Origin of the sequence: Clostridium hydrogeniformans DSM 21757 (assembly GCF_000686705.1) — a bacterium.
GTDB lineage: Bacteria > Bacillota > Clostridia > Clostridiales > Clostridiaceae > Clostridium_Z > Clostridium_Z hydrogeniformans.
The window spans coordinates 26,564-38,274 of record NZ_JMLJ01000022.1 but is presented as its reverse complement, the minus strand read 5'-3'; the positions used below and the strand labels follow the sequence as shown (position 1 = coordinate 38,274).

Sequence of the window (11,711 nt, the reverse complement as noted above, 5' to 3'; positions counted from 1 at the left end):
TGTCTTGCCAAAGGCACAGCTGGGTAGCTATGTCGGGAAGGGATAAACGCTGAAAGCATCTAAGCGTGAAGCCCACCTCAAGATAAGATTTCCCATAGCGTAAGCTAGTAAGACCCCTTGAAGAACACGAGGTTGATAGGTGAGAGGTGTAAGTGCAGCAATGTATTTAGCTGACTCATACTAATAGGTCGAGGGCTTGACCAATAGATTTACTTAGGAAAAAGGTGATGAAACTTCATCAGCATAGCTGAGAAGTAGTAAGTTCTAACAAAATTAAAATTTTGAGAACTTATCTATGTGTAATTTTGAAAGAACAATCTTTCAAAAAAAGTATTGACATTAAACAAATGTTAGTATATAATAATACAAGTGTGATGGAAAAAATATCTGGTGATGATGCTTTTGAGGGTAACACCCCTTCCCATACCGAACAGGATGGTTAAGCCTCAAAAGGCCGATGGTACTGCTTGGGAGACTGAGTGGGAGAGTAGGATGTTGCCAGGTTGGTATGGCTCGATAGCTCAGTCGGTAGAGCAGAGGACTGAAAATCCTCGTGTCGCTGGTTCGATTCCTGCTCGAGCCACCATCACGGCGCTATAGCCAAGTGGTAAGGCACGGGTCTGCAACACCCTTATCCCCGGTTCAAATCCGGGTGGCGCCTCCACAAAAAGCTAGTAACAAAGTTACTAGCTTTTTTTATTTATTTTAATATATTATATAAAAAGTAAATTAAAGCATAAGGATATTATTTTTAAAACTTAAGGTTATGATAAAGGTATATAAAAGTGTTTTAAGATTATAGGTTCTAAATAATAATAAGTAAATAATTATGATTATATAATTATAATTATATTTTACTTATATATATTGTAGTAGTATATTTATATAGAGGTGATTCTATGAACATAAAAAATATCATACCAGGAGTTGTAGCATGCATTTTTATAACAATAATAGCAAGGCTTTTATCTTTATTTGTACCTAACATAGGGGCAGCAAGTATAGCCATATTTTTAGGAATATTATTAGGTAATACCATATTAAAATCTAAGACATTATTATCAGGAACAAAATTTTGTGAAAAAGATTTATTGTCAGTATCAATTGTATTAATGGGAGGAACATTAAATGTATATTCCATATTAAATATAGGTTTTTCAGGAATATTTTTTATAGTAATTCAGATGATATGCACAATAGCAATAGCTATATATTTAGGAAAACTTTTTAATTTTAATAATAAATTTATTATGCTTATGGGGGCAGGGAATGCTGTATGTGGATCTTCAGCTATAGCAGCAACAGCTCCAGTAATAGATGCAAAGGAAGAGGATAGAGGAATAGCTATTACAATAGTAAACTTAGTAGGAACAATTCTTATGTTTTTACTACCTTTCCTAGGAGAAGTTCTTTATTCAAGCGATTTGATGAAGAGCTCTGCTATGATAGGAGGAGTATTACAATCCGTTGGTCAGGTTCTTGCATCAGCAGCTTTTTTAGGGGAAGATTTTATAAATTTATCAACTATATTTAAGATTTTAAGAATAATATTATTGGTAGTGGTAGTTACTTTATTTAGTAAGTTAAATAGTCACTATGAAAAAAAAGAGGAAGCTACAGATGAACATAATGCAAATAAGCAGGTTAATATAACTATTCCGTGGTTTATAGTGGGATTTTTTATATTAAGTATAATAAATACTTTTGGTGTTATTCCAGAGTCGATAGAAGGTGCTTTAAAGGGAGTTAGCGGAAATTTAGAAATAATAGCATTAGCAGCTATAGGTATGAATGTAAGATTTGAAGAACTTGTTAAGCAAGGTCCTAAAGCCTTAAGTTTTGGATTACTAATATCTATATTTCAGATAATATTTGCAATAACATTTATAGCTATATTATTATAGTTAGTATTAACGATATAGGCAAGTTACATATTTTGATTAAAGGTTCATAGTTAAGGGGGGATAATAAATGAATGAAAGAAGAATGAGAATATTTTATGAAGTTGCTAATGTACTAAATATGACTAGGGTAGCTGAAAAAATGTTTATAAGTCAATCTTCAATAAGCCAGGCAGTAAGCGAGCTAGAACAGGAATTAGGTGTAAGACTTTTTGATAGGGTAAGTAAGAGACTTTATCTAACCTATGAGGGAGAAGTTTTTTATAGTTATGTAAGAAGGATTATTAATTTATATGATGAGGGTATAGAATCTATAAAAGATATAAATCACGCGGATAAGGGAAAGTTGAAAATAGGTGCCAGTAATACTGTAGGTGTATATATGGTTCCTAAAATTATAAGAAGATTTTTAGACGCATATAGTAATGTTGAAGTAAGTACACATATTGGTAATACACAAGATATATGCAATTTAATATTAAAAAATGAAATTGATTTTGGATTAGTGGAGGGCAGTGTTAAAGTAGATGAGATAATAGTAAATAAATTTTGGAGAGATGAGCTAGTTATAATAGTACCTAAGACTCATAAGTGGGCAAATAGGAACGTAATAAAAAAAGAAGAATTAGCTAAAGAAAAGTTTATAATAAGAGAAGCTGGAAGTGGAACAAGAGAGCTTATAGAAAATAAATTTAAAGCACATGATGTAGATTATAATATCTTTATGGAGCTTGGAAATAATGAGGCTATAAAAAATATAGTTGAAGTGGGGCTTGGGATATCATGTATATCTAGGCAATGTGTGGAGAAAGATAAGTATAACAACAATCTTCATATTTTAAGAATAGATGGAGTAGAGCTATACAGAGATATATTATTTATAAGACATAAAGATAAAAATATTTCAAAAGCAATGAGAAATTTTATGAATACTTTAGAATTTACTAATGAATAGTTGTAAAAATAAATATATTTAGTTTATAATTATCTTATGTTTTAAGTATCATAGATATTAGAATGGAGTGAAAGTATGAAGATTTTAGTAACAGGGGGAGCAGGATTTATAGGTTCTAATATAGTAGATGGATTTATAGAAAATGGTCATGATGTAGTAGTGGTAGATAATCTTTCTCACGGAAAGAGGGGAAATTTAAATTCAAAAGTAAAGTTTTATAATTTAGATATAAGAGATAAAGAGTTAAATAAGATATTTGAAAGTGAAAGACCAGAGGTTGTTTGTCATCATGCGGCCCAAATAAGTGTTCCTAAGTCAGTGGATAACCCTATAGAGGATGCGGATATAAATATAATAGGATCACTTAATTTATTAGAATGTTGTAGATTATATGGAGTAAAAAAGGTTATATATCCAGCATCAGCTGCTATATTTGGAGAACCTATTTACCTTCCAATAGATGAGAATCATCCCTTAGATATGATGAGTGGATATGGAGTGACAAAACATACCTTAGAGCATTATTTAAAGGTATATAAAGAACTATACAATATAAATTATACGGTTATGAGATATGCAAATGTATATGGACCGAGACAGGATTCTACAGGAGAGGGCGGCGTTGTAGCTATATTTTGTGAGAAAATCCTTGAAAATGAGGTACCTACTATATTTGGAAATGGAGAGCAAACAAGAGACTTTGTCTTTGTTAAAGATGTGGTGGAGGCTAATATAAAAGCTTTAACAGAATTAGATAATGAGATATATAATGTTGCTACAAATACAAAGATATCCATAGATGATTTATTTAATATGGTATGTAACATATTAAATAAAGATATGAAGCCTGTATATGGAGAGGAAAGAGCTGGGGATATAAGGCATAGTTATATGACTTATAAAAAAATAAATGAAGCATGTGGATGGAAACCACAATATTCATTAGAAAATGGAATAAAAGAGACTATAAATTATTATATAGAAAAAGGACATAAGTAAAACTTATGCCCTTTTTTACTTTACCACTCCATGAAGAACAGAAATTTTTTTACCGGTGATGTCTAGACGTACCTTGGCTCCAATAGGAAGGGTAAGTTTAGGGTTATCGTGACCACTCATAAAGTTCCATAGAACAGGTTTATTTAATGAAAAAATATGATGGTAGAATATTTCATCTAATTGGAAGGAAGCTTCTTTAGAAGGAATACAGTCCTTAAATTGACCTAATATAAAACCACGACACTTATTTAACTTTCCACTAAGTTTCAGCTGACATAACATTCTATCTATAATATATATATCTTCACTCACTTCTTCCATAAATAAAATTTTATTAGTTGTATCAATTTCATAAGGGGTTCCTAGAGTACTGCATATTAAAGAAAGATTTCCACCTACTAGTATTCCTTCAGTGTTAGAACTACCATAGGAGTATAAAGGAATATGACTAGGATTACATATGTCATAGGATCCTACTCCATGTATTAAGGTATTAAAAAGGCTTTCTAGGGTAAAGGTATCTGTAAGATCAGTGGTTGCCATGGGACCATGAAATGAAACTAAACCAAGCTTAGAATACAATGTATTTAAAATAGGGGTTATATCGCTATAACCAATAAATATTTTATTACATGATTTAAGTTTATTAAAGTCAATTAAAGGAAGCATGCGCATACTGCCATAGCCTCCCCTAAGACACATTATCATATTCACATCTTTATCTAAGAACATATCCATAAAGTCAGAAGCTCTATCTTCATCTCTTCCAGCTAAATAACCATACTTATCATAAATATGAGAAGCTTTCTTTATTTTAAATCCTAATTTTTCTAGTGAATTAAGTTTTTCATCAATTTTAATACTATCTTCAGCACTAGCAGGAGCTAGAATTCCAATAGTATCACCTAGCTTAATTCTTTTAGGTATCATAAACTATCTCCTTTCAAAAATTAATAGTCTTATATAAATATATGAAAATATATTGAGAAATATTAATTATTCTAATGAATAGTAGCATGAATAAAAAATGGTAAATATAGTATTATAAATAAATGAAATAGGGAGATTCTTAGAGAAAAAGAGATTTAACATAAGATAATTAAAGATAGATAATTGATATTAATAAATTTAGAGGTTAAAGGACAAGATTCAGATTAGATAAATAATTAAAAGCCTAGTATAATCTCTATGGTAAGAAGAATATTTAGCTGTAGGGGGAAGTTAGGTTATGAATACTATGTACAAGGAAATAGTAGAAATAAGAAAAACACCTAGAATTATTGGTGTATTAGTTTTGATGTGTCTTATGATTATGTTTTCTAATTTAATAGAGAATATTAAGGTTTTTAACTTTAAAATAGGTTTCATAACTGATCCTTTAATTATCTTAATAACAGTATTGTTTATGGCTTTTGAATTTTTAAGGTGTAAGGTTAGATATAAGTATTCAATAATAGCGGATCAACTTATAATTCATAAGTTAAAAGATAGACATCAAGCTATTGAAGAAAATATAAAACTAAAAGATATAGTTTTTGTAGGAAAAGCAAAAGAATTGAAAAAGAAGTTAAATATATCCTCATCAAGATATTATATTTGTTCATTAACTAGATTTAATGAGTATTGTTGTATATATAAAGATGGGAATTCATATAGAAAATTTTATTTTCAACCAAGTTCTAATTTAATAGTAAAGCTAACTAATATAGTTAATAAAAAAGTAGCCTCTAAGTAATATAGAGACTACTTTTTCATTAATTCTTTTTTTGATTCAGTTATTAAATCTTGTTTTTCTATAAGATCAAGAGCTGTAGTTGCTAGGGTTTCACCAACTTTTATTGCTATGTCTAAAGCATATGGGGTTATGGTAGCATCAGCAAAGTCCTTAGTGGCATATTTTATCCTAGAATCTTCTACTATAGATATATAAGGATGAATACATGGTATTAAATGACTTACGCTACCTAGGCTAAGACCAGCATTAGTATTTATAGGAGGATCTATATGAATAATCCCATTTTCCTTTAGGTTATGGGAAAAGATTCTAGATAAAGTTGAACTAGTTATAAGTTCTTCATAGGGAAGTTCATAAAATGTAATTTTATGATCCATGCTCATTAGTTTTCCAATACTTTCAACTATAATCTTAAGTTTTTGATTTATTTCCTCGGCAATAGACATGTTTTTACCTCTAATGTAAAATTTACTTTCACATTCCTTTGGAATAAGTAATGGGGTATATCCACCACTAGACAATACACCACTTATTATGGAGTCTTTTGAAAATCCTTTTTCAATAGATTTAACCATATTAAATGTTAAGAGAGTAGCATCTAATGGAGTATAATCATAGGTATTTAAATATGATAAGCCATCAGACTCTTTTAAGTATTTTACACTTATAGGTAAAATAGCACTTGAGGTTCCACTTTCATTAGTCCTTATATCTGGATGAGCCATTAAAACAATATCTATGTCCTTAAATACATCCTGCTTGCACATGGTAATTTTAGCACCACCTAGATACTCTCCTGGACATCCAAGAACTGTAATTGATCCTTGAAGTTTATCAATTACCTTAGATAGACCTAAGGCACCACCTAAAGACATAGTCGTAAGAAGGTTATGACCAGTTATATGACCTTCACCAGGAATGGCATCATATTCGCATATGTAACATATTTTAGGGTGACCATTACCTAAGGTAGCTCTAAAAGCAGTATCTATGTTTAAAAAGTTTTCTTCAACTTGAAATCCATAATTTTTTAGTAGATTTATTATATATTTTGAAGATTTATGTTCTTTATAGCTTTCTTCTGGATTTAAATATAGATATTTTGCTGTATTAATTAAATCATCTTTGCAGGTAGATAAATAAGTTATGATTTCTTGTTTCATATTTAACCCTCCTTACTGTCTCATAAAGCTAGTATATCCTATAAAATAAAATATATTTATGTTTAAAACTGTAGATTTATTTTTTCAAGATTTTCAAAGTAAGTGAATAAACTATAATGTACAAGGTAATAATTTAGGTTAGAGTTTTATCCAATAGCTATTAATCATGTGGTAGCTATACTCCTGGATAGATTCTTTTAGGATTTAGGTGGATAGAATCTTAAGTCCATACTAAGCCAAGAATCATTTGCTTATAAGGAGGATTTTTATGGGCAAAAATTTATGTATTTTATGTAGGAAACCTCTAACTGATGGTATAATAGTAAACGGTAGATGTATATGTAGTAAATGTGAAATTAAAATAGTTAACTTAAAATATTACAATACAGATTTCTATAATTATTATAAGGATAGAATAAAGAAGCATATAGCAATAAGATATTTAAATAAAGAGACTTCCATTAAGGAAATATCCAAATAATTGGAGGAGATATGTTGAATACACCTATAATTAATGCTGTGGAAAGATACTTAGGCGAAAATAACTCTCCCTTTTCAATGCCAGGACATAAAATGGGAAGGGGATTTTTAAAATACAAGAACTTATATGATTTATTATTAAGAGGAGATTTAACAGAAGTTGAAGGACTTGATAATCTTCATAATCCAGAAGGTGCTATAAAGGAATCCTTAGAATTACTTAAAGATTTTTATGGAAGTAAAAAATCGTATTTTTTAGTTAATGGAAGTACCTCAGGAAATCTTATAATGATTTTTTCGGCTTTTAAAGAAGGGGATAAAATCTTAGTAGAAAGAAATTGTCATAAGTCTATATTTAATGGGATAATACTTAGAAAACTTAATCCAGTATATATAAATTTTAAAATCAATGAGGAATTTAATGCTCCTTTAACTTTAGATAAGGAGCATTTTTGTTATGAGTTAGAAAATAATAGGGATGTAAGGGGGATAGTTCTTACTTATCCAAGCTACTACGGAACATCTATTAACTTAAAAGAAATAGTAGATATGTGTAAAGAGAGAAATATAAAGGTTTTAATAGATTGTGCCCATGGAGCACATTTCGGGGTAAGCAAATTAATCCCAGAGAACCCATTGAATCTAGGTGCTGATATGGTGGTTATGAGTGCTCATAAGACATTACCAAGTTTAACCCAAACAGCATTTCTTCATATAAATAATAATATATCAGCGGAGGATACAGACTTCTATTTTTCAGCTTTTTCTAGTACTAGCCCTTCTTACCCATTTATGATGTCTTTAGATTTCTCTAGGGCATATTTAGAAGAGGATGGTAAGGAAGAATATGAAAAACTTAAGGAGGAATGTGATTATATTAGGGGAAAAATAGACAAATTAGATTTATTTAAAACTCTAAGTAGTAAAAATTTAAAGGATAAGTCTATAATAATTGATCCATGTAGAATTATAATAAATGTAGAAAAGGAATTTAGTGGACATAATCTATTAAAATATTTAAGAAAAAATAAGGTGCAGGTTGAGATGAGTGATGAGAGCAACGTAGTCTTAATTCCATCACCTTTTAATACAAAAGAGGAATTTGAAGAAATATACAGGGTTCTTGAAAGATGTAATATAGAAGATATTAAAAGTGAAAATAATAAAATAGAAGTGGTTAGCATACCAGATTTAATAATAAAACCAGAAGAAATATTAACTATGGGGAAAACTTCTGTGGATTATAAGGAAGCAGAAGGGAAAATCTGTGGAAAAAATATTGTACCTTACCCACCAGGGATTCCATTGATAATTATGGGGGAAAGGTTTAATAAAAGAATAATAGAGAAATTAAGTGAACTTATTGAGGATAATGTAACTATTTTAGGGATGGAAAATTATAAAGTATGGGTAGTTAAATAACAATATGTTAATATAGATATATACATTTTAATTGAAGTTAGGAGAGAACATAGTTGAAAAAGGGATTATTTATAACTTTTGAGGGACCAGAAGGCGCTGGAAAAACAACTGTTTTACATATGGTAAGTGAGTATTTAAGAAATAAGGGTGTAAATTGTGTTACTACAAGAGAGCCGGGGGGAATAGAAATTTCAGAAAAAATAAGAGGTATTATATTAGATAATAAAAATACCAATATGGATCCAAGAACAGAGGCTCTTTTATATGCAGCAGCTAGAAGACAGCACCTTACTGAGAAGGTTGTTCCTGCAATAAATGAAGGATGTATAGTTTTATGTGATAGATTTATAGACTCTTCTTTGGCCTATCAGGGATATGCACGAGGGATAGGTATAGATGACATATATAATATAAATATTTTTGCTATAGATGAAAATATGCCAAATAAGACTTTATACTTTGATATAGATCCAGAGGAAGGACTTAGAAGAATAAATGCAAATAAACAAAGGGAAGTTAATAGATTAGACCTTGAAGGATTAGATTTCCATAGAAAGGTAAGAGAGGGATATAAAGAAGTTCTTCATAGATATGAAGATAGGATTGTAGAAATAGATGCTTCCAAAACCTTAGAGGAAGTTTTTGAAGAGGCAGTAAGAATAGTAGAAGGGTTACTATAAGTATTTAATTGAGTATTTATTAGGTTAATATAAGACTTATATATAATTTTTTATTAAATAGATCAGCATATATTTAATAATTAAGTCAATATATATTAAGGAATTTTCAGATAATTAAAATGTATTTAGCCTCATAATATGATAAAATGTATATAAAAGATAGGAGGTGTTTCCCTATGAAACTAATAATTGCAATAGTTCAAGATGATGACTCAGCAGACTTAATAGATGTTTTAACAGAGGCTAGCTATAGAGTGACTAAGCTGGCTACCACTGGAGGATTTTTAAAGTCTGGTAATACAACTCTCATGATAGGAGTTGAGGAAGAAAAGGTTGAAGATGTAATAAGTATCATAGAAGATACATGTAAGTTAAGAGAACAAGTAGTATCTACACCACTTCCAACAGGGGGAGCGGGAGTATATGTTCCATTTCCAGTTGAGGTTGAGGTGGGGGGAGCCACTATATTTGTAGTTGATGTAGATAAATTTGTTAAGTTTTAATTAAAGGGAGAGAGTGTTATTTATGAAGGTAATAGGACATTATGCAATACGAGAAAGTTTAAGAAAAGCAGTTGAACAAAATGCACTCTCTCATGCCCATCTTATAGTAGGAGAGGATGGCATAGGAAAAAGTGTAGTTGCAAGAGAACTTGCAATAAGAATATTAGGGAAACAATTAGACAGAGATTATGCTGATATAATGAGCTTTACACCTAGTAAAAAAAGCATAGGTGTTGATTATATAAGAAAACTTATAGAAGAAATAAATAAAAAACCCTATGAGGGAGACAAAAAAGTAATTATAATATATGAAGGGGATAAAATTACAACCCAAGGTCAAAATGCTTTTTTGAAAACTATAGAAGAGCCTCCAAGTGGGGTACACATAATTATTTTATGTGAAAATCTACAAAGCATATTAGAAACCATAAGATCTAGATGCCAAGTACATAAATTAAATAGATTAAATAGGAATGAGTTATTAGAATATATAGAACTTAATCATAAAAATATTACAAATGATGAGAAGGATGTTCTATTAGCTTTTAGTAATGGAATACCTGGCAGGATAGATAGGTTTTTAAATGATAATATATTTAACGACATAAGAAATTTTGTTGTTAAACTTTTTAATGATATAACCTCAAAGGATATTAATATAGTTGTTAATTATGTAAAATATATAACAAGTAGTTATAAGGATTATTATGATGAGGTATTAGATAATATATTATTTTTTTCACGGGACATTCTAATATATAAAGATATGGAGAGTGAGGAGTTTATATTGAATAAAGACAAACTTCAAGACATAAAACTACTTTCAAATAAACTTTCCTTCAAAAAACTAAACAATATAATAAAAAACATAAATGATACTAGGAATACTTTAAAAAAGAATGTCAATGCAGTAACTACCTTCGATGTTCTTTTACTTAACTTATTGGAGGTTTAATATAATATGATAAAAGTTGTAGGAGTACGCTTTAAAAAAGCGGGAAAAATATATTATTTTGATCCAGCAGATACTGAAGCTAAAAAAGACAATTATGTAATTGTTGAAACAGCAAGAGGTATAGAGTTTGGAGAGTGTGTAATTGGGCCTAAAGAGGTTTCAGAGGAAGATATAGTTGCACCCCTTAAAAATGTATTAAGGGTATCAACAGAAGAGGATATTGAAAAACATAAAAATAATAAAGAAAAAGAAGAAGATGCTTTTCAAATATGCTTAAAGAAGATATCAGAGCATGAACTTGGTATGAAACTTATAGATGTGGAATATACCTTTGATAATAATAAAGTAATATTTTATTTCACAGCAGAAGGAAGAGTTGATTTTAGAGACCTTGTGAAGGACCTTGCTACAATATTTAAAACTAGAATAGAACTTAGACAAATAGGAGTAAGAGACGAAGCAAAGATGATAGGGGGACTTGGTCCATGCGGAAGGCCGTTATGTTGTTCTTCTTTCCTTGGAGATTTTGCATCAGTTTCAATAAAAATGGCTAAGGAACAAAATCTTTCCCTAAATCCAACTAAGATATCAGGTATATGTGGAAGACTTATGTGTTGTTTAAATTATGAGCAAGATATATATGAAGAAATAAGAAAGATAATGCCAAAGGTTGGATCTATAGTTGAAACAGAATATGGTAAAGGTGAAGTGGTTTCAAATAGTATAATAAAAGAAAAGCTTAAGGTAAAACTTAGAAGAAATGATGAAGAATATATTGAAGAATACAAAATTGATGATATAACCTTAGTATCAGGAAGTTATGAAGGATCTGTTAATGAGGAAGATATTAAAATAGTTGTAAATGATTCAGAGGATAAGGAACTTATAAAGGATTTATTTAAGGGGAATTAAGGGGGA

At 29.7% G+C, this 11,711-nt stretch carries 12 protein-coding genes, 2 tRNA genes and 2 rRNA genes; 14 read left to right on the top strand and 2 right to left on the bottom strand.

Features of this window, described 5'->3' with window-relative positions:
* The 7 genes from BR69_RS0112720 to BR69_RS0112690 form a co-directional block, all read left to right on the top strand.
* Positions 1 to 204: ribosomal RNA gene (locus BR69_RS0112720) — 23S ribosomal RNA — on the top strand; the annotation flags it as partial.
* A gap of 182 nt (positions 205 to 386) precedes the next feature.
* A 5S ribosomal RNA gene (rrf, locus tag BR69_RS0112715) occupies positions 387 to 504 on the top strand.
* Between the two features lie 6 nt (positions 505 to 510).
* A tRNA-Phe gene (locus BR69_RS0112710) sits at positions 511 to 586 on the top strand.
* Between the two features lie 4 nt (positions 587 to 590).
* Positions 591 to 664 (top strand) — tRNA-Cys (locus tag BR69_RS0112705).
* Positions 665 to 899: 235 nt separating this feature from the next.
* The gene (locus tag BR69_RS0112700; protein ID WP_027633526.1) at positions 900 to 1,904 is read left to right on the top strand and encodes a YeiH family protein; all 1,005 of its coding nucleotides are present in this window, start codon (positions 900 to 902) and stop codon (positions 1,902 to 1,904) included.
* Between the two features lie 67 nt (positions 1,905 to 1,971).
* Positions 1,972 to 2,856 (top strand): LysR family transcriptional regulator, encoded by an 885-nt coding sequence (locus BR69_RS0112695; RefSeq protein ID WP_027633525.1) that lies wholly within the window; start codon positions 1,972 to 1,974, stop codon positions 2,854 to 2,856.
* A 75-nt stretch (positions 2,857 to 2,931) separates the two neighbouring features.
* Positions 2,932 to 3,855: an NAD-dependent epimerase/dehydratase family protein gene (locus BR69_RS0112690; RefSeq protein WP_027633524.1), complete on the top strand. Its 924-nt coding sequence runs from the start codon at positions 2,932 to 2,934 to the stop codon at positions 3,853 to 3,855.
* 15 nt (positions 3,856 to 3,870) lie between these two features.
* On the opposite strand, the gene BR69_RS0112685 is transcribed toward BR69_RS0112690, so the two are convergent.
* Positions 3,871 to 4,785: a S66 peptidase family protein gene (locus BR69_RS0112685; RefSeq protein ID WP_027633523.1), complete on the bottom strand. Its 915-nt coding sequence runs from the start codon at positions 4,783 to 4,785 to the stop codon at positions 3,871 to 3,873.
* A gap of 298 nt (positions 4,786 to 5,083) precedes the next feature.
* On the opposite strand from BR69_RS0112685, the gene BR69_RS0112680 reads away from it, so the two are divergent.
* Positions 5,084 to 5,590 carry a hypothetical protein gene (locus BR69_RS0112680; RefSeq protein WP_027633522.1) on the top strand — a complete coding sequence of 169 codons (507 nt, stop codon included), beginning with the start codon at positions 5,084 to 5,086 and terminating at the stop codon, positions 5,588 to 5,590.
* 8 nt (positions 5,591 to 5,598) lie between these two features.
* Here the strand turns inward: BR69_RS0112680 and BR69_RS0112675 are convergent, their stop codons facing one another.
* The gene (locus tag BR69_RS0112675) at positions 5,599 to 6,753 is read right to left on the bottom strand and encodes a zinc-binding metallopeptidase family protein (protein WP_027633521.1); all 1,155 of its coding nucleotides are present in this window, start codon (positions 6,751 to 6,753) and stop codon (positions 5,599 to 5,601) included.
* A 268-nt stretch (positions 6,754 to 7,021) separates the two neighbouring features.
* Here BR69_RS0112675 and BR69_RS0112670 point away from each other — a divergent pair, with 268 nt between their 5' ends.
* The 6 genes from BR69_RS0112670 to BR69_RS0112645 all read left to right on the top strand — a co-directional run bounded on the left by BR69_RS0112670 (position 7,022) and on the right by BR69_RS0112645 (position 11,705).
* A complete protein-coding gene (locus BR69_RS0112670; protein ID WP_027633520.1) occupies positions 7,022 to 7,234 on the top strand; it encodes a sigma factor G inhibitor Gin in 213 nt (70 codons plus the stop codon).
* A gap of 11 nt (positions 7,235 to 7,245) precedes the next feature.
* On the top strand, positions 7,246 to 8,655 hold the full coding sequence (locus BR69_RS0112665; protein ID WP_027633519.1) for an aminotransferase class I/II-fold pyridoxal phosphate-dependent enzyme: 1,410 nt from the start codon (positions 7,246 to 7,248) through the stop codon (positions 8,653 to 8,655).
* Positions 8,656 to 8,708: 53 nt separating this feature from the next.
* Complete coding sequence (gene tmk, locus BR69_RS0112660; protein ID WP_027633518.1) at positions 8,709 to 9,335, top strand: dTMP kinase; 627 nt, start codon at positions 8,709 to 8,711, stop codon at positions 9,333 to 9,335.
* Positions 9,336 to 9,511: 176 nt separating this feature from the next.
* Positions 9,512 to 9,838 carry a cyclic-di-AMP receptor gene (locus BR69_RS0112655; RefSeq protein ID WP_027633517.1) on the top strand — a complete coding sequence of 109 codons (327 nt, stop codon included), beginning with the start codon at positions 9,512 to 9,514 and terminating at the stop codon, positions 9,836 to 9,838.
* Between the two features lie 22 nt (positions 9,839 to 9,860).
* Positions 9,861 to 10,793, top strand: a complete 933-nt coding sequence (locus BR69_RS0112650; protein WP_051623610.1) for a DNA polymerase III subunit delta' — start codon at positions 9,861 to 9,863, stop codon at positions 10,791 to 10,793.
* Positions 10,794 to 10,799: 6 nt separating this feature from the next.
* The gene (locus tag BR69_RS0112645) at positions 10,800 to 11,705 is read left to right on the top strand and encodes a PSP1 domain-containing protein (RefSeq protein ID WP_027633515.1); all 906 of its coding nucleotides are present in this window, start codon (positions 10,800 to 10,802) and stop codon (positions 11,703 to 11,705) included.
* Positions 11,706 to 11,711 lie beyond the last annotated feature (6 nt).

What these genes read in the sequence shown, in the direction of transcription:
- BR69_RS0112685 (WP_027633523.1), bottom strand. Translation starts at nt 4,785, where the DNA reads ATGATACCTAAAAGAATTAAGCTAGGTGATACTATTGGAATTCTAGCT.
- BR69_RS0112700 (WP_027633526.1), top strand. Translation starts at nt 900, where the DNA reads ATGAACATAAAAAATATCATACCAGGAGTTGTAGCATGCATTTTTATA.
- BR69_RS0112695 (WP_027633525.1), top strand. Translation starts at nt 1,972, where the DNA reads ATGAATGAAAGAAGAATGAGAATATTTTATGAAGTTGCTAATGTACTA.
- BR69_RS0112665 (WP_027633519.1), top strand. Translation starts at nt 7,246, where the DNA reads ATGTTGAATACACCTATAATTAATGCTGTGGAAAGATACTTAGGCGAA.
- BR69_RS0112690 (WP_027633524.1), top strand. Translation starts at nt 2,932, where the DNA reads ATGAAGATTTTAGTAACAGGGGGAGCAGGATTTATAGGTTCTAATATA.
- BR69_RS0112675 (WP_027633521.1), bottom strand. Translation starts at nt 6,753, where the DNA reads ATGAAACAAGAAATCATAACTTATTTATCTACCTGCAAAGATGATTTA.
- BR69_RS0112680 (WP_027633522.1), top strand. Translation starts at nt 5,084, where the DNA reads ATGAATACTATGTACAAGGAAATAGTAGAAATAAGAAAAACACCTAGA.
- BR69_RS0112650 (WP_051623610.1), top strand. Translation starts at nt 9,861, where the DNA reads ATGAAGGTAATAGGACATTATGCAATACGAGAAAGTTTAAGAAAAGCA.
- BR69_RS0112645 (WP_027633515.1), top strand. Translation starts at nt 10,800, where the DNA reads ATGATAAAAGTTGTAGGAGTACGCTTTAAAAAAGCGGGAAAAATATAT.
- BR69_RS0112655 (WP_027633517.1), top strand. Translation starts at nt 9,512, where the DNA reads ATGAAACTAATAATTGCAATAGTTCAAGATGATGACTCAGCAGACTTA.
- BR69_RS0112670 (WP_027633520.1), top strand. Translation starts at nt 7,022, where the DNA reads ATGGGCAAAAATTTATGTATTTTATGTAGGAAACCTCTAACTGATGGT.